This is a genomic window from Armatimonadota bacterium (genome assembly GCA_013314775.1).
GTDB lineage: Bacteria > Armatimonadota > Zipacnadia > Zipacnadales > JABUFB01 > JABUFB01.
Genome location: JABUFB010000009.1, coordinates 93218 through 114155, shown reverse-complemented (window position 1 = coordinate 114155; position 20938 = coordinate 93218). Strand labels below are relative to the sequence as shown.

The window sequence follows — 20938 nt, the reverse complement described above, 5'->3', positions numbered from 1 at the left end:
CCGAGCGGGGTGTGACACAAGGGCCGCACGCGCGGCCTGCAGATGAGAATCACGCGCCTGTCGCAGGGCAGTATGCCCGGTTAGACCAGACGACAGCGCGCTGCAGTTGGAGAGGGTGAAGCCCATGAGGCAGAGAAGTGGTATCGTTCCCCTCACGGTAGGTATTGCGCTCATCGCGGCGTCGGTTGCAATGGCGCAGCCGGCCTACGAAGTACGCACGAGCATCGTGGATACGGCAAGCGCCGCCTATGCGGATGACACCCACCAGTTTGGTCTGAGCAAACTGCGGGGCAATTACGTTTGCCCGATCTGTGGCTACTCCGCGGTGCTGCCGCCGGGCAACTACACTTGCCCAAATCCTCTGGGCCTGCCCGCCGCCCAGCACCCAAACACCACTCTGATCCCGGTTGAGGACCTGGAGCAGCGCGTACTTGATATCGCAACACCCCAGCGCAGCGCAGGCGGGGTGCCTTCCTGCGACGTAGCGTACCGCGACACCAGTATTCCCACCGGAGGCCAGACATACAACGACCCCAACCAGTTCCGCGCTGTGGTTGGCCGCCCATTTCACCCCAATCGCCCTGGCGCCTCGAACGCGCCGAACGGCACGGTCTACTCTGAGTTTGCCTGGCCTGCCGCAGATCCGAACCTGACTCGCGCTCACTTTGTCACTTTCCCGCCCGGCGTCAGCTATGCGCGGACATACGCCACTCGCTACACCCAGCAGAATTACGGGGACGCGCCTGAACTGCCGCCAAGTAATGTGCCCGACTGGTCCGCCGGCACTACGTATAACGTGGGAGACTGGGTGAAGCACGATCTGGGAGCGGGTACCCGGTATTTCGAGTGCCGCAACTGGCACATCGCCATCCCGCAGGGCTGGCCTCTTGCGAACGAGCCAGGCATCGGGACGCTCTGGTCCAATTTCGCGTGGACGGAAGTCTTCACGCGACCTGTCATCATCCAGCTCGGATCGCAGAAGATCGCCGACGAGGACGCCTACTACATCCGGTACGTGTCTCGCGCCGCGGATCCACTGGTGCCTGGCGAGATCAGCGGGTGGCGGATCTGGGTCTACTCGCGGCTCTATGGGCTGGAGTTTGACAGCGAAAGACAGCCCGGGGTCGCACCCGCGGGCGTCAACTACATCCGCATCGTCACAGCAAGCGGCTCACTGCGCCTGGTCCTGCCTGTGCTGGCCGATCCCACGGCCGACGCGACCGGCGCTGTCTGGGAGATCAGCTTCCAGACACGCTCCAATGTGAAGACCAATCCGCCGCCGACAATGGGCATGGATGGTCCTGCTCTGGGGTTCGGCAGCCCGGTTCTCAGCGAAGCGGGTCTGAACGACATGCCGTCCTGGGAGCGCCGCGGGGTCTATTTCACTTTCGGCGCCGACCGCATCGTGCACAGCACGGATGCAGTCATGGGCGACCCGACGGCTGCCGGGAACGGCACGCCATACTCCATCAGGCCAGGGGAAGTCGGGGCAGGCAAGGTCCAAATGCGCTGGCAGAATGGTGTGAACCCGTGGGATGCGGGGCTGCACACTCCTGCCCTCGACTCGATCGAACTTATCCACGGCGTCAACGCGAACGTCCGTACGTTCTGGTACGACGACACGGAATGGTACATGGATCGGCTGAACCGTCCCACAAACTCGGCGGTGGCCCAGAGTCTGCCGAGTTTCGCCTCGGAATATGAGCCGATCGAGAGCCGCTTCCTGGTTTCGCGTTACAATGTTCCGCGCAGTAATGACAGCGACCACCACGGGAACATCGAGACGCTGACGGGGACCTATCCGCGCTTCCTGGTTGGCGCCAGTGATGGCACCGGAATAGTAGTCCGGCCGGGTGAGACCAGCGCGCGGCGGGAGTTCGTGGTGCGCAACCAGCTCACCCAGAATGACCGGTACTATGTGTGCCCCGAATGCGGTGCGAAATTCACCGACATCCAGGACCGCGGGAGCGGTTTTGTCCACGCGCTGAACGGTGGGGTGTGGCAAGCCAATTACCACTACCGGCCCGGTGACCGGTTGCTAGGGCTACCGTGGTACCTGTGCATTCGAGAGCACATTTCCGCGGCGAACAATCGGCCACCAGTAGGCGCTAACTGGAACCTGTATTGGGAAGCCAACGGGGATGTCTACCCGGAGGACAAGGGCGCGGGGATCTGCCCGTACCACGGCGACCACGGCCAGCCTGACGCGGCCCATGCCGCGGACCTGTACATCGCGCCGGGGCCCCGCGTGGGTCTCGTGACGGTGGAAGCCGCCGGCAGCCCTGCAGATACCCAGTTGGTTCGGTCTCTGACCGTTCCCGAGATAGGCACGGATGGCTCGGGCAATCCGGTGCCCTGGATCAATGCTTTCCCGTCCCTGCGGCCGAGCATCCCCGACTCCCGGGTGACGGTGGGGCTGGACAACAAGGTGGTCAGCCTGGGCTCGGCTGCTGCAGGCTACGATGGGACGGACCAGTACATCACGGTGAGTGTCCCGCCCGGGCAGCCTGCGTCTGAGCCGGGCGAGGCGCCGGGAAACAGCCAAGATTACGAGGCAAACTGGGGCTACCGCGGGACCGCGCTGACGTATGGGCAGACAGAAGCACGGGCAACGGCTTTCGATCCCGCCGCTCCCCTCACCGACCCGCACAAATGGGAGTTGCGGCGTCTGCAGACTGTTTTCGATGATAACGACAAGTGGGACGCCTACTATGTGTGCCCCGACTGCGGCGCTCCGCTCCCGGGATGGCGGCCTGGGCAGGCTTACGTGACCAACAACCTGGTGACCAACGCCCAGGGCAGGGTGTTCATCTGCACCAGCAATCACACGGCGACCCCGGCCACCGAGCCCGGCATCGGCCCGGATTCCGGGTCCGCCTGGAACACCGTCCTCCCCGGACCGGGGCTGGCGTTCCACTGCCAGAATCCCGATTGTCCAGGGCACGAATGGAGCCCAATCACCGGCGCCGTGCATGCGGCCGGAACCGGCACCTGTCCGTTGACAGGCGTGCCGTTGAGCACCGTAGACCCCGCGCCGAACGTGGCCGGGAACCCGAATTTCGGTTTCGCGGACCTGACGGCCGAGGAATTCGACGCATACGACATCCAGTTATCGGTGCCGAAGCGGACCCAACTGGTGGCGTCCAGTCCGGCGACGGACATGGGGCGCGTGGCATCGGGCACTGGCGCCACACCGGACATCACGGTCGCGGATGCCGGCGGGACACCTGCCGGTCGTCGCGCGGACCCCATGGGGACATCCCACTGGGGGAACTTCAGTCTGCGAAACGATGGGAACACGATTCCCGGCATATACGGGACGTCGCCGGGGGTTTCCGGTGTAGACGATGCCTGGTACAGGTTCTTCCGGGCCGATGCGGGCCAGAATGACTGGGGACCCGACCCATCGAAGAAACGGGGCTACGGCTGGGTCAACCAGCGTAACCCGATTCCGGCGTCCCTCAAGGAGATCTTCCACGAAGCGGTTGGTCTGCTGCCTTTGTCGGCCGATGCCGCGACACCGTGGTTGCCGGTGATGAACCCTGAGGGTGGGGCGAGTGTAAGCGCAGGCGCCATGAACGTGGGTGCCACGAACATCGTGGGCACCGGCCAGCTTCTGGGCCGATATGAGATGCCTCAACTGTACTTCATGGATCAGAACGGTAACGGGCTGCTGGACTTCACGCGGCCCGGAGTGGGGAATGTCACCAGCGCCCGGTATGTGTTCGACCCGGACCGCGATGTGGCCTTGGAGCCTTACATGGCCGCCGAGGCCCATCTGAGGGTCTCCGAGTCCCGTCTTCCCTACAACGACTACCATTCGGTGGACACGTCTCCGACGGCGCTGTTCATGTATGATGCGAACGGTGATCCGCAGCAGTTGCAGGTCATGTGGATGACCAACGATCCGGATCCGGGAGACCCGGACGCCGTCCCGCCGCCGGATGCTCCCATGAACCTGGTATCAGCACGAGCGAACGTCTCGGGCTCGGGCATCAACCGCAGCTACGACTGGCTTGCAGGCCCTCCGACACCGCTGACCAGCCTGGGCGGCCCCCTGTCACAGAGCGGGCCGTTGGATGTGTACCCGTATCCCGCGGGCTACCGGTCTCTGTGGGTGTCTTCCGGCGCAGTGGGTGGCGCGTTGCGTTCGGAGATTCACTACTCCGATGCATCCGGCACGGGGCTGATCTGGACCGGACAGGCGAAGCCTCAAGGAGTGCGGGGCCTGTGGGACGGAGACATCGCCAATGGCGGAGCCGCATCCGGGCACTGGACCTTCTGGCATACCGGGGTACGGGGCCAAGAGCGCCCGATGTACCATGTCGCCCTTGCGGACGGCACTAACCGTGTGGCCGCCCTGCCGATTGATAACAGCATTCCCGCGATCGATCCGCAGACCACCGTGCAGACCATGTACGACACTGATGCCTTCGGGCCCTCGCCGGCATCAGCGGTCACGCTGCGGAGAACCCCGCATGGGCCGTTCCAGGCGGTGAAGGACCTGGCGCCAATGCTCTATCTGCCGCCGGTTGTCTACGACACCAGCACAGGTGGGACGGCGACCCAGCCCATGTTGCGGGTCTTCTTCGCCGGCTATGCGCGGCACCTTGGCAACTTCGACATCTACGAGGCTCGGTTCAACCGGCATGATCTGTTGACAGGGGCGAATAACAACGGGAAGGTGGAGTTCCAGTACGTTCATTCGGGGACCATGGACGGACAGCCGGAAGGGCTCCCTGTACTGAACCCCAGCGAGTCCCGGCCCGGGCCGCCACCGGGGACCGGAGCTACGAATTCGCCCGGTGAGAGCCCGGGCGAGGAATTCACGCCCGACGAGCTCCGTCGAGAGTTCCATTCACGCCATCTGGACTGGGTGACCGGAAGCAATTACATCAACAATGGCAGTCCGGGGGCATCCTTCCGCATCGGTGTGCGTCAGCACGGGACCACCTGGGAGATCAGCTACTACGACATCAGCTGGGGACCTGCAAACCCGACCCGGGGCGAACAGTATGACGAGACCCGGGGCGTCTACCGTGTCATTCCGCGTTTCGCAAGACACAAGGAGGATGGTCTGTTCACAGACCTGAGCACCCTCCAGTGGCCGGCCGGTCCTGTGGCTCCGGAGGATGGCAGCCTGCCCAATGTGCGCTATTACCCGGCCTCCGGACCTAACGGGGAAGATCGCTATGAGCTGATCGATCCGGCAACGTACGGCCTTCCTGACGCCGAAAAGCGCCCGTTGATGATGGAGATCGACCCGACTCTCGGGCGCGTCCGGTTCTCCGGACCTTTGTTCAATGCCCTGGAGCCGAACGACCCGGCGACCGTATTCAGCCGCTCTTTCCCCGCGCTCGCATCTACCATCGACGACGTTTTCCTGGCCGGCGAGTACTCACCGTTCCTGTGGCGCCACACCCTGAGTCCCGCTGATGATGATTGCCCGACCGCGATCCTGCAGTCCGGCGCATGGCTGGGGAACCAGCCCGCGGGTTCGTACACCTACCCGTGGCCGCTTGGAAGCCATAACAACCGCGTTCTGCTCTTCTGGCGTCGCAGCTATGGGACAGGCCAAGCGCCGTACTATGGACGCACCAGCTACATGATGAAGATGCAGTCGTGGACAATCCAGGTGAACCATCCTCCGATCGCCGGAAACCTGGTGGTGCGGTATCCATCAGATACCACCGATCCTCAGCCTGAACTCTACGGTCCGGGCACTCCGGAAGAGGTCGTGGGCGCTCTGCCCGGATATCCCGGCCTTCCCCCGGGCAGCTACTCCGGCCACCGCGCCGAGTTTGACGCCGACATGCAGAACGGGGAGATCGCGATCTGGCTTGGCGTCTATCGCTGGGTGACGTATCCGGACGGGCAGCGGCGGCGTGACCCGCTGGGGCCTGGCAGCCAGATCCGTGTGCAGTATGACTACGAGTATCTGGATGATGCCGGCAACGTGCAGACCGCCAGTGCGGATGAGATTCACACCATTGGCGGCTGGAGTCAGGAGACGATTGTGCCCATCGACAGCGTCCTTTCCGAAGGCCCGCTGCGGGTGGTTGAGGAAACCTACCGGGTACCGTCACTGCCCGTGACGAACCCGGACATGCTTGTGGCAAGGCGCTACTGGATCTTCTGGTCCAGCCCGAGGCCGCTGTACGACCTTCGCGATGCCTCCGATGGCGGGTCAGAGGTCCGGCAGTCTTCGGACATCTATTACTGCACTGTGACACCCGAGTTCCCGTCGCTGGTGCGAGAACGGCTTGCCGCCAGCAATGCGATGGACCGCTTCAGGCCCAATCTGCCGTACCCGTAGCGGCACAATGGGTCGCGGGGGAGATCCATTTCTTCCGGGCCCCGGGGCTGAGACTGAATGGCTGGGAACTCCGGGGCCCGTCACCTGTCTATCACTAGTGAACAATGTGTCGCGGTCTCTGGCACGGCAGCAGCGAGTTTGCCGGGGTAGGCGCGCGTGGTGCAGATTGTTCACGCCCCAACGGGGACCGAAGGCACTCCGGTTCCCGTGTGGGCTAACGGCTTGACGCCATTCTTGTCATGGGGTACACTTTGCCGGGTGCTTGCCGCAGGGCGCCTTCCGGTCTTGCATTGCCCGCACGCAGGAGGAGCCACGCATGGCGCGGGGCTATACCCATGTTCTGGGCCTCGACATAGGCAGTTCAACCATCAAGGCTGTTGAACTCCAACGGACCGGATCGGGCATTGAAGTGCTCGGCCGGCCAGTTGTTGTGCCGACGCCTCCGCGCAGTGTAGAGGACGGCGTCATCGTGGATGCCGCCGCGGTCACCAGTGCGGTGTCGGACCTCATCAAGGCCGGTGGTTTTCACACAAAGAACACCATTGCATCCGTCGGCGGCACATCGTCCGTGGTGGTAAGAATCACGGAAGTCCCCAAGATGTCAGGCAAGGAACTGGATGAGGCGATCCAGTGGGAACTCGACCGCCAGACTCCGTTTCCTATCGAGCAGACATACTACGACTACCAGCCCGTTGACGCGCCCGATGCCGACCCAAACGCGCAGAACATGGAAGTCCTCATTGCCGTGGCGCAGGAGGACATGATCAACACCCATGTGAGCGTGATGACCTCCGCCAAGCTGCTTCCCCAGGCCATCGATGTCGAACCCCTGGCAATATCACGCGCACTCGTGGAAGTGAGCGGATCTGCCTACAGCGACCAGACAGTGGCCATTGTGCATATCGGCGCGAATTCCACCTTGATTATCGTGGTTCGCCGAGGCTTGCTGGGCTTCGTCCGCACAATTCCCACCGCCGGAAACGCGCTGACCCAGGCGATCACCCAGAACTTCATGGGTGATGAGACCTTGGCTGAGCAGGTCAAGAAAGCCTTGGCTGACGTGTCGGAATCTGTTTTCCCCGAGGAAACCGGCTACGCTGCAGGAGGAGCCGGGGCAAGAGGGGAAGCATACTCCGAAGACGAAGCCGATTCCGTGTTCGAAGTCTCCGACATGATGGGCGAAGCGGGATTTGCCGACGAAGCCATTGGTGCGGAAGCCGAGGCGACGCAACTGGACACCATACTGCCGTCGGAAGCCGGCATCGGAGAAGCGCCGTCGGCCCCTGCTCCTGCCGAGGGTCCAACGGACCCGCAGGCGCAGCAGGACCTTCACGCGCGGCAGATCGTCTACGAAGCCATCGCTACCCCCCTCGTGGATCTTGCGGGCGAGGTTCAGGCGTCACTGAATTTCTACCGCAGACAGCACCGCAACGAGGAGATCGACCGCATTCTCCTGTCGGGCGGTACAGCGGTGATCCCGGGTCTAGGTGACTTCATCGCAGCGGAGACCGGTGTAACGGTAGAGCTCGCGGATCCCTTCGCCGAGCTTCTGACCGATGAGAATAAGCAGCCCGGCGCGTACCTGCGCGACATCGGCCCCACGATGGTCGTCGCGGTTGGGCTTGCGCTGCGCGATATGGTGGAAAGCTAGGGTGCGTTGGTCGCGGTCGCGCCCTGTGTACCCCGAATGGCTCGACTGCCTGCGGCAACCGCGCAACCAGGACTGTGCGAAAGCCGCTAGTTCGGTCTCTCGCCCACCTCAGGGAGGGTCAAGGTGCTAAGAATCGATCTGCTGCCCCCGGGTGTACGACGAGCCCGGACCAACAAGAAGCTCCTTGCACTGATCGTCCTCCTGCTCTTGGCTGCGGGCCTGGGAGTGGGCTTCTACGCCACCACGCTGCAGGCCAAGCTCTCCAGTCTGCAGGAGGAGTACACAAAGGTGAAGGCAGCCGCCGATGAGGTCCGTGCAACGGAGGCCGAGGCCGGCGGTATCCAGGGGCGCCTTCAGCCAATTGCCGACAAGATCAGCTTCATTAGACAGGCGGACGAGTGCGGCTATCCGTACTGGGAACGTTTCTTTGAGATTGCCGAGTACATTTACGGTGGAGCCGAGCTTCGTTTCTTCGGCATCATGGCCCATCCCGCCGGTGGTCTGGTGGGTGGCGGGGATCCGGAAGCCCTGTATCAGCAGACTGGCCCGTCCGGCGGAAGCCCAGACTGCGCCTTCGGTGTCACCGTCAAGAACGCGAATGAGTGCGCCCGCTTCATCCTGAATATCATTCGATGCCCGGAGATCAGCAATGTACGCATCTCCGGCACCGTACCGTCCGGCCGGGCAATTGCTGCGAAGTGGCCCGCGATACTCCAGCAGTGGAACCTGCCCAATCTTGGCGGGATCCCGACGATGAATATCGAGGGGCTGAACTTCTCGGGCGGCGGTGGTGGAGGGGGCGGGGCCCCGGGGATGGAGGGTGGCATGGGCATGCCCGGCGGTGACATGGGCGGCGGTATGGCGGGAGGGCCGGGTGGAATGCCGGGCGAACCCGGTGGCGGCATGCCCGGCGGCCCTGGTGGCGGCATGCCCGGAGCTCCCGGTGGCGATATGGGAATGGGCGGACGCGGTGGTATGGGTGGTGGCGGCGGGGTTTCGCCCGTGGTCCAACCCAGACTTGACGGGTCGATCGACCTGCTGATCACTTGCCAGCTTAACCGGCCCATCATGGTCCCCTCGCCTCCTGGCTTGGGTGGCGGCGGCGCCGCTGGTGGCATGGGCGGCGGTGGAATGATGGGGCCCGGCGGCGACATGGGCGGCATGCCCGGTGGCGGTGGGCCTCCAGGCGGTGCGATGGGCGGCATGCCTACTGAGGGTGCGGGCGGTCCTCCCGGTGGAGGAGGCGGGCCTCCGGGTGGCGGAGAGCCGGCGGGCGGTCCTCCCGGCGGCGGTGGCGGTGGCGGCGACGACGCGGGCGGTGGCGAGGAGTAGACTACACGCGGACTGTGACGCAGCGCGGTTGTGTCCCGACTTGAGCTGGAGTGCAATGCTGACTTGCCGCCCCAAGAACAGGGCTTGACGGTATCGAGGAGTTACCATCTATGCTTGGGAAAATACCGCCATTCGTGCTGGGCCCTGTAGGCATCATCCTCGTACTGGGTGTTGCATTCGCCGGCTACTGGTTCATGGTCAAGCCAAAGCAGGCTGAGATCGCCGGAGTGGAGGCCCAGATTTCCGAGGAGCAGAAAAAGGCCGACCAGAAAGAGGAGGCCGAGCAGAACCTCGAAAAGGTCAAGCGCGAATGGGAGACTTCCCACGAGTCCCTTGCCCAGAAGCTCGACGAGCGCAGCATCCCGCTGTCTATGGGGCACCCGCTCATCGCGATGGTCAACCTCTGGCGCGAGGTGCGCGAGGACTTGCCGCAGCTCATTGAGAAGTTCGTCGAAGACAGCGGTTGCGTGATCATCGAGGGACATCCCGGCTGGGAACCTCCGATGGAGCCTTACCCGGCCAACACCGCGTGGATCGAGTTCCCGCTGGGAGCACCTAGCGGTGGGGGACAAACTGTGGCTGGCGGCGGAAACAACCCCTTGTGGATTGCCGGCACCCTCGCCGATATTGAGCGGCTCTACAAGTCACTGCGCAACTTCCCGCGCATCCTTACGATCCATCATCTGGGGCTGGTCCGGCTCAGGGAAATGATGGATACGGATTTGTACGATCGGGTGCGAGAGGTTCTTGACCGGCCAGACGACGAAATCATGGTCGCCCCCCTCATTCTGAGTGTGTGGCTCGCGTGCGAGACGCCTGACACAGGAGGCGGGGCTGCAGCAGGAGGAGCGGCGGGCGGCATGGGCGGTGCGCCCGGCATGGGTGGCCCCGGCGGGCCTCCAGGAATGGGTGGCCCCGGCGGGCCTCCAGGAATGGGTGGACCAGGAGGTCCTCCCGGGGGCGGCATGGAAATGGGTATGCCGCCCGGAGGAGCAGGCCCTGGCGGACCTCCCGGAGGGGGCGCAGCTGGGCCGCCACCGGGGGACATGGGCGGCGGCGGTGGAGACGCCGGCGGCGGAGATGAATAGTTCGGTCTGACGTTCGGGCCTGTGATAGTGGCAGTTACGCACCCGTCTTGAGGAGACGCCACCGTGGACAGAGAGCAACTGGCAAGAGCTGCAGTAGCTGCGGGCATCTTCGTCCTCGTCGTGGCTGCAGTGTGCGCCTTCTGGTTCGTGCTTCCCGGCATGCAGCCCGCGAACGTTGCGTATGCGCAGGACGATGAGGCCGGTGCTGCCGATGCCGGCGCACCCCCAAGCGGCGGGGCACCAGCAGCCGAGCCCGGCGCGGGCGGAGCTCCGGGTGGAGCGATGGCTCCGGGCGGTCCTGGTGGCCCTCCCGGTGGCGCAATGGCGCCTGGCGGCCCAGGCGGACCCCCTGGAGGGGGAATGGAAGCCGGAATGGGTGGTCCCGGAATGGGCGGTCCCGGAATGGGTGCTGCCCCCGGGGGTGGCGGCGGCGGAACCTCTGCACCTGCCCCGCCCCTGGAACCGTCCCGGGCGAATCCCTTCGTGCCCCTTGATACGCCAGAACCTGAGGAAAAGTTCGTGACCCGAGCGACCAAATACGGACCGGACTGGAATGCCCTGCCGATCGGGTACGTCAAGCGCCTTCCCCAGGCATCCATTCCGGCCGCACCTCCTCAGCCACTTCCGCCCAATCCGTCCGCTACGGCTGATCTGGTGCGCATAAGCAGTATCATGTGGCCGGCGGATGACACCGGTGCCGGCGCCCCCGGGCGGGCCTTCGCCACCTGGGAGGATCCCACCGGGCGTACACGAATACTCAAGCCGGGGCAGACACTCCGGGTGGAGGACCGCGCCAGCGAGCGCACGCAGACCTGGCGTGTCATTTCCGTCGAGCCTGATGCGGTCACACTGCAGAATCCAGTCACTGGCGAGAGGGTTCGCAAGCGCGCTGAGCCGCGGAGCCGTCAGGAACGAGTGTCCCACGGCAGGCGCACGCTGGCTGAGCATTACCGGGAAGAACAGGAAGCCGGACGCATCATACCCGGGGAGAGACGGGATCTCCTTCCGGGTGCCGGGGCTGGTGCGACCGGTGGTGGCGGCATGATGGCCCCGGGCCCAGGCGGAGAGATGGGCCCGGGCGAGATGCCGATGCCCGGGATGCCTGGAGCTCCAATGCAGTAGCTTGGGCGACAATCGCGGGGCTTGCCTCCGCGCTATAGAGGTGATTGCCGTGACAAGAGGTTGGCTGAGTGTATTCGTGGCGATGGCGCTCCTGCTTATATTGAGCATGACCAGTTGGGCAGGCGGGCAAGGCGATACCCTGTCGATCACGTGGCAGGACAAGCCGCTTTCTGACGCGCTGGCAACGCTCAAGAAGAATTTCGGTATCAACTACGTTCTCCCCGCCGAGCTGGGGACGCTCGTGGTCAGCGCGACGCTCTGGGATGCAACGCCTGAGAGCGCGCTGGCTACCCTCGTGTCGCGGGCCGGCCTTCAGGCTGAGGATCGCAACGGCACATGGGTGATCTCAGCAGCCGCGGGAGCCCCGGGCGGAGATCTGACCTTCGCCCAGTTCCCCGGAATGGATATGGGCATGCCCGGTGGCCCCGGGGGATTCGCCGGTCCCGCACCTACAGGGATCCCCGGCATGCAGATGCCTGGCCCCACCAGCGGTTTCGGCACGCCGCCGGGACGAGGCGGCGCGCCCACCACGGGCCTCAACACCCTGGGCATGACCACGGGCACCATGACCCCCGAACAGCGCCCCATGCACTTCATCGTGATCCCGCTGTTCCGCGCCAGCCCGGAGACGGTGGGCTACGCCATTCAGGCCGATGACGTGATCTACGACATGAGTGGTGAGGGCGGCGGTGGATATGGTAGCAGTGGCGGCTACGGCAGCAGCGGCTACGGGAGTAGTGGGTATGGCAGCAGCAGCCGGGGTGGTAGCAGCCGGGGCAGCAGCCGGGGCAGCAGTGACTACGGTAGCAGCAGAAGCAGCAGTCGCAGCAGCAGCCGCAGCAACTACTAAGCTTGCCTGTCGCGCGGGGGCTGGACGGGACCGCAGGTGCCTTCGGGCGAACCTGCTCACGATTGCCGGAAATGCGCACAAAACGAACTGCGGCCGGCGGCGACCCGTCGGAGAATGAAACGCAGGGAGGGGCCCATGGCCAAGCCATCCATCCACACCCTAGGTGTCCTCGCAGCATCGATCGCAGCCATGATCCTGGTGTGCGCCGGGGCGTCGGCGGACGAGACTGCATCGAGCAGTCCGCCTATCAACCTGAACATCAAGGACGCTCCGATTTCTGAAGTCATGACAATGCTCTCAGAGGCGTCGGGAGTCAACATCGTGGTTGGCCAGGATGTCACTGGGACCATCGAGAGCGTGAACCTGCGCAATGTTAGCGTCGAAGACGCCCTGCGCTATATCGCGCTGAGCGCCGGGCTCTTCTGGTACAAAGAAGACTCGGGGTACATTGTGACGGCGCGGGAGCTGCCCGCGGGCGCTCTGCTCCGAAATCCCGGAGCGGGCGCCGCGGCGTCGGTCCCCGTCACGATACCTCCGAAGCCTGCAGTGCCGGCCCGTACCGGGGCTTCGCTGCCCACCAAGGTTATGGCACCGGTGGCTCCTGCGAGCGGCGCTGGACCGGCCTCGGCCCCGGTGGCCTGCGTGAGCCCGGTTGCGATCACCCGACCTGCAGCTCAGCAGGCACCGCTGGCGGCTGGATACGTTCCCGCTCCGATCCCGGCGGCGCCACCGGCCGCTGGTCCCGCTCCCATGACGACGGTCGCCGCTGTGACGGCTCCGGTAGGATCGCCCAGCCGCGTCCAAGTTCCGTCGGTGGGCTCGATTCCTGCCGCATCGCGAGTACCGTCAACAGGTACCGCCCCAGCCACTGCCGCCAACCTTCAGCCTGGAGTGTCGGCGCTAGGGCACCTCGGTATCGCGGCGGCCGGTAGGCCTTCGGTGCCCGCGGTTCCTGTGAACCGATCCAAAGGCGGTCCCGCGCCGGTTATCACTCCGGGAGGCAGAACAGCGGTGGTCGCGCCGAGTGTAAGCGCGTCCGCTCTCGCTCCGGGGGCTTCCGCGGTTCCCGTTGCGCCCGCGACGCCGCCCAAGATCGGGCCGTCCGCGGCTGCACCTGCCGCAAGTGGGGAAGAGGCTACAAAACTCGGCGCTGCTACTGAACCGACCGGACCTGAGACAACCAAGCCGGATGGGAACGAGTTCGCGCAGTTGCCCGGTGGCGAGTTGGCCGCTCCCGCCTACGCAGGGGCCGCTACTCCTGCCGCAGCTCCGGCGCCTTCGGGGTCGGCTCCGCAGGGCGAAATCCGGGAACTCAGCACCACGCTTATTCCCGTGAAGTACGCTGACCCCGCATACCTCGCCACCTTGCTCGGTGGGACAGTGGCTGAAGCGAACTACATGCGCCCCGGCAACCAGTATTCGCCGGGCCGCAGAGCTCGCGCAGGCGGCGTCAATAACGCGATTACCGGTGCAGGCGGCCGGGGTGCGGACGAACTCTGGATGCAGGGACTTGAGCTCGGCGGCGGCCTCGGCCGGGGTGCAGGGGGCACCCAGGGCGGGTTCGGCACTGGTGGTCGCGGCAGTGGTCGGAGTACGGGAGGCACCCAGTTTGGTGGTCGAGGCGGCCAGGGCCAGGGCCTGGGGATGCGGCCGGAGGGCGTTGAATCGATCATCGCTTACATGCCCCAAAACTCGCTCCTGGTGTCCGGAGATCCAGCCGCTATCGATCAGCTTCGGGAAGTGCTGGCGATCCTCGATCAGCCCGTGAAACAGGTCGAGATCTCGACCAAGTTCATTGAGGTGGACGTCACAGAAGACAACGCCTTCGGTATCGACTGGTTCGTATCCAATGGAAGTCTCGAGTTCTTCAACCTCGGGTTCGCTCCGGGTGAGGCCGTAAATAACGTTGTCCGCTGGGCGCAGGGCAAGTTCGAGGCCACTCTGGGGGTCCTCGAGAACATGAACCGTGGCCAGATCATCAACGAGCCGCACGTGACCACGCAGAACAATGTGCCCGCGTACATCTCCTTCTACACCACGATTCCATACTTCTCAGCCTCCATTACCTACAATGAAGCTGGGCGCCGAGACGTGGAGTTCGAGGAAGATGAGGTCGACATCGAGCAGACGCTTGAGGTCACCCCGCGCATCAATGCGGATGACACGGTGACGATGTACCTGACGCCGATCATGGAAGATCAGACGGGCGTCGTTGTGGGCCCCAATGGCGAGCAGGTACCGATCGTGGCATCGCAGGAGGTCGAGACCCAGGTAACCGTGGCCGATGGGGAGACCATCGTTCTCGGAGGCATGATCCGCAAGCAGCGGCGATACAACACCCGTAGCACGCCTCTGCTTTCGGAGATCCCGATCATTGGGAAGCTCTTCAAATCAGTTCGTGACAACACTCAGAATTCCGAGCTTCTGATCTTCGTCACTCCGCGCATCATGCGCGACATCCCCGCACCGTAGCAGCGGGATGTGGGTGGGGTCAGCCGGATTGCGAACGGCACGAGCTGCATGCTGGTGCCGTTCGTGCATAGTAGGAAAGGATTGCCGGACGTGCTGCGCACTATGACCGCCGGGGAATCCCACGGGCCTCAGCTCACGGCGCTTATCGAGGGCTTGCCGTCCGGGCTGCCTGTAAGCGCGGACATAATCGACCGTGACCTGGCACGGCGCCAGAAAGGCTACGGCCGCGGCGGGCGCATGCGCATTGAGACAGATCGCGCTGAGATCACAGCGGGCGTTCGCCACGGCAAGACGCTGGGCGGACCTGTCGCGGTCATCATCCGGAATCGTGACTGGGCCAATTGGACCGACGAAATGTCGGCCGACACGCCCGGGGAGAACTGGTCTTCGGGGCGTAGGGTTCACGTTCCAAGGCCTGGACATGCGGACCTTGCCGGCGCCACCAAATACCGCCAGCGGGACATGCGCAACATTCTCGAGAGGTCAAGCGCCCGAGAGACCGCGGCCCGCGTCGCCGTGGGAGCGATCTGCAGATCCCTGTTGACACTGGTGGGAATCAGGGTCGCAAGCGTTGTGTGCCGTATTGGCCCAGTGTCCTGGCGCCCACCATCCGACTGGTGCCCGCGAACGATAGCTGCCGCCGAGGAATCGGATGTGAGCTGTCCCGACGCGGCCGCCGCTCAGGCCATGCGGTGCGCCATCGATCGTGCCAGGACTGCGGGGGATACACTGGGCGGGGTCTTCGAAGTGCGCGCAATCGGCGTGCCGCCGGGCCTCGGAAGCCACGTCGCCGCCGACAGGCGACTGGACGCGCGCCTGGCCTCGGCCCTGATGAGCATTCCGGCGATCAAGGGTGTGGAAATTGGGCTGGGATTCGCCGTGGCGGGACTTCCAGGATCGCAGGTACACGATGCAATCACCGTTGGCGACGGCCCGTGGCCCTTCGCCCGGTCGACGAACAATGCGGGGGGCGTAGAAGGCGGCATGAGCAACGGGGAACCCATCATCGTCCGCGCAGCGATGAAGCCGATCCCCACGCTCACGCGACCGCTGGAGTCGGTGGATACGGACACCATGCGAGCAGCACCGGCTCATTCCGAGCGCAGCGATGTCTGCGCGGTACCTGCGGCGGCGGTTGTGGGCGAGGCAGAGGTCTCCATCGAGCTGGCTCGGGCGCTGCTGGAGATGTTCGGGAGTTCACATGTGGACGACTTGAGACGGTCCTTGGAGGAGTACCGGCTGGACCGCCGGCAGTTCTGGTCGCGGGAGGATGCTGGCTAATTGGACCTGCTGCCTCCTGCGCGCGCACTATTCCTCACGGGTTTCATGGGAACCGGGAAGACCACCACCGGGCGGCGTCTCGCGTCCCGCCTGGCCCTGCCTTTCGTTGATACCGACGAGATCGTGGAGTCACTGAGCGGGCGAAGCATTCCGGATATCTTCGCCCGCGACGGCGAGGATTCGTTCCGGGCATTGGAGACGGAGGCTCTGCGCAAAGCCATTAGCAGGGGGCCTGCAGTGGTATCCACCGGCGGCGGGATGATGCTGCGGGAGGAAAACGTGCAGGCCATGCGGGAAGCCGGGCCGATCATCTGCCTGCGGGCGAGCCCCGAGACCATCATCCGCCGCACAGGCCGCCGGGGGGACCGGCCGCTGCTGGAGTGCGACGATCCGCTCCAGCGCGTCCGAGACCTGCTTGCCGCGCGGGCCGAAGCTTATTCGAAAGCCGATGCGCAGGTCTCCTCTGATGTCGATGACCGAAACCTGGTGCTTGATGGCATCTGTCAAGCGCTGGCGGCTGATCCGCGCTCAGTGCTCTATGCGAAGTGCTCCTTCCGAGTCCCGGTGAACGCCGGGAACGGCCAGTACTCCATTCACGTGCAGCGTGGAGCTTACCGGGCACTACACAAGCTATGCCCCGTTCAGAAGCCTGGCGCACGGTGCCTGGTCGTGTCAACGGAGCCCGTGGCCGCTCTCTATGGAGACGGCGTGCTGGAAGGGCTGGCGCGAGGTGGATGGGAGGCGCAGCTTGTCTGCGTACCGGAAGGCGAACAGGCGAAGTCTCTCGAGGTTGCCTCGCGCCTGTACGATGCGCTGATTGATGCCGGGATCGATTCGGGGGGGATGGTCTATGCTCTTGGGGGGGGAGTTGTGGGGGATCTGGCCGGCTTCGTCGCAGCCACGTACCGCCGCGGAATCGGCTTCGCGCAACTGCCTACCACGCTCCTGGCTCAGGTTGACGCAAGCATCGGCGGCAAGGTGGCCGTGAACCACCCCCGCGGGAAGAACCTGATTGGCGCCTTCTACCAGCCTTGTGGCGTGGTGGTGGACACGGAGACCCTCACGACACTACCCAAACGCGACCTGCGCGCCGGGCTGGCCGAGGTCGTCAAACATGCTGCAATCGCTGACGCCGCGCTGTTCAAATACCTGGAGACGCAGGTGGAGGCATTCCTGGGTCTTGATGACGTTGCCGTGAGGTATGTGGTGGCCCGGAACTGTCAGATAAAGGCGAAGTTCGTTGAACAGGACCCGCTGGACCGTGGGGCGCGCGCCTGTCTCAACTACGGACATACGGTGGGCCATGCGGTGGAGAAAGCAGCCGGGGATTGGGACCTGAGGCACGGGGAGGCCGTGGCGATCGGCATGGTTGCCGAAGCGTGGCTGGCGGTCCGAATGGGAATCTCGGATGAAGAGACGGCGCAGCGCCAGGTGGATCTGCTGAAACGTATCGGTCTCCCCGTCAGCGCTCCCGCGCTGGACGTGGAATCTGCGAAATCCGCGCTCCTGCAGGACAAGAAGATCGCTTCGGGTCGGCTGCGTCTTCCGCTGGTGCCGCAAATCGGCAATGTGCGCCTGCTGCAGGAAATTGATCCGGCCCTTCTTGCCGAAGCACTTGAGTGTGCGATCCAACCCAACGATGAACGGTGAGATCGGGGCTCACATGAGAACTGCCGGCGCCGTCGCCCAGGTCATCTTTGAGATTATCCGCGGATTGATCGGCATTCTTCTCACGCTGGCCATATTCGCGGGTGTCATGGCTCTCGCGACCATGACCTTCTACGGCACCAGCCCCCAACAAGTGCACGTCCCCCGAGTGCAGGGGCTGACGCTCGCGGATGCCGAGCGAGCGCTGACAGAGCGCGGTCTGAAGCTGAAGCCGTCAGGCAAGGAGTACCATGACACAATTCCTGCTGACCACGTGATCCGGACCAAACCGTACGAGGGAAAGCGCGTCAAGCGGGGTCGGTCCGTGGAGTGCGTCATCAGCATGGGGCCTCGCGAGGTACGGGTACCTTCGGTGACGGGCCTGAACCTGGATCTGGCGGAACAGAAGCTGCAGCGCGCGGGCCTGATGATTGAGGACATCCGACGGCAGTCGGGCGACCAGCCCAAGGATCGCGTGATCAAACAGGATCCAGCACCGGGCACAAAGGTCGGCCGCAGCAAAGGGGTCGTGCTGGTGGTCAGCGGCGGCCCTGAGTTCGGCAAGCTCGAAGTCGCCGGCGGCCCGGACTGGTACTTCCGGCGGATTCGGCTGATCGTGCCGAAAGGCCCCGCATTGCAGAGAGTGCAGGCGGTCGTGATCACCGATCAGGGCGAGGAACGCCCTGCTTACGACCGCGTCCACAGACCAGGGGACGAGGTGCGGGTGAATATCGTGGTGCGTTCAGGATGGCGAGTGCGGGTTGAGTTGATGGGCAAGGAGATCCTGTCAAAGACATTCTGATCCGAGTCCGGTGAAGTCCGTGGCAGACAGTGACGCGAAGCTGATTGCGCGCGCCCAGCGCGGGGATCGTGCGGCCTTCGACGAACTCGTCAGGCAGCACTACTCCTTGGCGTACAATGTTGCCTACCGTATGCTGGGCGATCCCGACCTGAGTGCCGACGCCATCCAGGTTGCGTTCGTGCGCGCCTACAAGGCCATCGGGCGCTTCCGTCGTGAGGCCGGCTTTTCCACCTGGCTGTACCGGATCGTGACCAACGTCTGCCTCGACCAGCTGCGCCGGAATGCCCATTCCGCCAACAGCCTTACGCTGGTTGAGGAAGACGACGAGGACTCCCTTGAGGAACGCGAACTCCCCGATTACCGCGCCGACCCCGCTATGTCCGTGGAACAGCGCGAGCGTCAGCATCTCGTGCAGCGGGCACTTATGCGCCTGAATGGAGGGCATCGGGAGATACTGGCAATGTATGATCTGTCGGGGCTGTCCTACGAGGAGATCAGCGAAATCCTTCGGGTGCCCCTGGGCACCGTGAAATCCCGGCTCAATCGCGCGCGGCATGCGCTCAAGGAAGAGTTGTCCGGGCACATGGAACTTTTCGAGTAGGGGCTAAGTCATAGCTTCGACGGGCCGTCCCGTTGTTTCCAAAAGAGACGAGGCCCGTCAGGCATACGGACCAGACCCCGCGGTTGTCGCGGGCGGTCGCAAACGCCGTGTCTCAGGAATGCCGCATGACTTGTGCTGACTGGCAGGACAGGTTCACTGAGTATTTGGACAATACGCTTCCAGCGGATGCGCACCAGCAACTGGAAGCGCATCTCGCTGCGTGTCCGGATTGCGCGGCCGATCTTGCCGCGTTCAGGGCGACTGTCAGCGTGCTGTCTTCGCTTCCGCGCGTCCAACCGCCAGAAGACATGCTGGCCCGGATCTCCGCTGCAATCGATGCGGAAGCCGCCGAGGGCGCGGGATCGTGGAAGGCGCGGCGCTGGAACTGGTCGCAGATCAGCGCTCTTGCTGCTGCTGCCTGCCTGCTTCTCGGGCTCGTAGCGGTGTTCCGCGGCGACTTGACCGGGGCGCTGCTATCTGCGGAGAAGGGTGCTCAGATGGCCCAGCCGCAGGCCTCACGCCCTCTCCCTGCTGAGAAAGCCGCAACTCCCGCACCCGCTACAGAGAAGGAAGTCGATTCGGACGGCATTGCCGCCGGAGCAGACAGCGCGCCGGCCGAGCTTGAGGGTGCAGCGCCCGTCCGTGAGGCGAGCGGGGCTCCCGCTTCCGCCTCTGCCGCGTCAACACGCGCGTCTGCGGGCCGTGAAAAGACCCGGCGCGACGCGGGGACACGCGGTGCCGTTCCAGACACTGGGCCGATGCGCGCTGAGTCGCGACCGACCGCGCGTTTGGAGACCGTCCGGCCCCCTGCGCCGGCGACTGTTCCCACGCGAGAGGAATCGGCGCCGCGATTCGAGGATCTGCTGGACGCCGGCCACAGCGCTCTGAGCACTTCAGTGGCCCGGGAACTCGGCGAGCCGGACGCCTTTGCGATGGAACTGCCCGTACCTGCCGGCGTGGCTGGGGCCCGTGAAGGCTTCGCCGGTGCGACCGGGAAGGGTGGCGCAGGAGGGGAGCCGGCCATGCCTGGAGCTCCCATGCCTGCGGGTCCACGGGCCACCGCTTACACAGCGGACGCACCCCTGGCAGCGCCGTCTATGATGGCAACCAAATCAGCCGACGTCGCTATTCCCGGCGTAACTGATGGCTTCCTCATGACTTTCATCCCCCCCAGAGTCCGGGAGGTCGGCCGGACAGGGACCGCTGCGGTGGTCATTGAGCCCCAGTCCGAAGTGGGGAGCGCGGTGGTTACGGTCAAACCGGATACGCACCTGAAGGTTACCAATGCAGACCCGAGAGGGGTCGTGTATTCTGGTCGGCTGCGGGCTCAGCGGCGCACCACGCTGGCCCTCAATCTGGTTGCGACCGAATCCGGCACCCGGGAACTGCGGATCGGCGTGGCATCCGAACGGCCTGAGGTTCGCGGCCGGCTGGACGTGGAAATCCCCGGCTTCACACCCGCTCCAGCCGACGCAGCCGGGGACGTTGAGAGAAAGTCGCCGGACATCACCATCGAGTTCGATGAGACGCCGGTGCGCGACGCGCTCCTTGCGGTGGGACGGCAGTCCGGACTTGCGGTGAAAGTCGGGCCCGAGGTTGCCGGACCGCGCATCAACGCGCGTTTCCAGGAGGTTCCGGCGGAGGCGGCTCTGCGGATGCTGTGCGAAGAGGGTAACTACAGGCTGGAGGTCCGCGAAGATGGTTTCGCGGTCGCGGGGCCGTGATGCGTAGCACGATGTCACTCGCTCTTCGGGCCGCCCCGCACCATCGGGCGGC

At 64.7% G+C, this 20938-nt stretch carries 11 protein-coding genes and 1 pseudogene; all 12 read left to right on the top strand.

Annotated elements, in window-relative coordinates; translation table 11 throughout:
* Positions 1-124: 124 nt before the first annotated feature.
* The 12 genes and pseudogenes from HPY44_11850 to HPY44_11795 all read left to right on the top strand — a co-directional run bounded on the left by HPY44_11850 (position 125) and on the right by HPY44_11795 (position 20886).
* On the top strand, positions 125-6316 hold the full coding sequence (locus tag HPY44_11850; protein ID NSW56702.1) for a hypothetical protein: 6192 nt from the start codon (positions 125-127) through the stop codon (positions 6314-6316).
* Positions 6317-6632: 316 nt separating this feature from the next.
* Positions 6633-7967: a type IV pilus assembly protein PilM gene (gene pilM, locus HPY44_11845; GenBank protein ID NSW56701.1), complete on the top strand. Its 1335-nt coding sequence runs from the start codon at positions 6633-6635 to the stop codon at positions 7965-7967.
* Positions 7968-8090: 123 nt separating this feature from the next.
* Positions 8091-9299, top strand: a complete 1209-nt coding sequence (locus tag HPY44_11840) for a hypothetical protein (GenBank protein NSW56700.1) — start codon at positions 8091-8093, stop codon at positions 9297-9299.
* A gap of 881 nt (positions 9300-10180) precedes the next feature.
* Positions 10181-10387: pseudogene (locus tag HPY44_11835) on the top strand (hypothetical protein).
* 63 nt (positions 10388-10450) lie between these two features.
* Positions 10451-11509 (top strand): hypothetical protein, encoded by a 1059-nt coding sequence (locus tag HPY44_11830; GenBank protein ID NSW56699.1) that lies wholly within the window; start codon positions 10451-10453, stop codon positions 11507-11509.
* 49 nt (positions 11510-11558) lie between these two features.
* Positions 11559-12359, top strand: coding sequence for a hypothetical protein (locus tag HPY44_11825; protein NSW56698.1), 801 nt, complete (start codon positions 11559-11561; stop codon positions 12357-12359).
* A 135-nt stretch (positions 12360-12494) separates the two neighbouring features.
* On the top strand, positions 12495-14831 hold the full coding sequence (locus tag HPY44_11820) for a hypothetical protein (GenBank protein ID NSW56697.1): 2337 nt from the start codon (positions 12495-12497) through the stop codon (positions 14829-14831).
* A 93-nt stretch (positions 14832-14924) separates the two neighbouring features.
* On the top strand, positions 14925-16112 hold the full coding sequence (gene aroC / locus HPY44_11815) for a chorismate synthase (protein NSW56696.1): 1188 nt from the start codon (positions 14925-14927) through the stop codon (positions 16110-16112).
* Positions 16113-17762, top strand: coding sequence for a 3-dehydroquinate synthase (gene aroB / locus HPY44_11810; GenBank protein ID NSW56695.1), 1650 nt, complete (start codon positions 16113-16115; stop codon positions 17760-17762). It abuts the gene before it with no gap.
* Positions 17763-17775: 13 nt separating this feature from the next.
* Positions 17776-18561: a PASTA domain-containing protein gene (locus HPY44_11805; protein ID NSW56694.1), complete on the top strand. Its 786-nt coding sequence runs from the start codon at positions 17776-17778 to the stop codon at positions 18559-18561.
* Between the two features lie 19 nt (positions 18562-18580).
* A complete protein-coding gene (locus tag HPY44_11800) occupies positions 18581-19162 on the top strand; it encodes a sigma-70 family RNA polymerase sigma factor (GenBank protein ID NSW56693.1) in 582 nt (193 codons plus the stop codon).
* Between the two features lie 125 nt (positions 19163-19287).
* Positions 19288-20886: a zf-HC2 domain-containing protein gene (locus tag HPY44_11795; protein NSW56692.1), complete on the top strand. Its 1599-nt coding sequence runs from the start codon at positions 19288-19290 to the stop codon at positions 20884-20886.
* Positions 20887-20938: the final 52 nt, after the last annotated feature.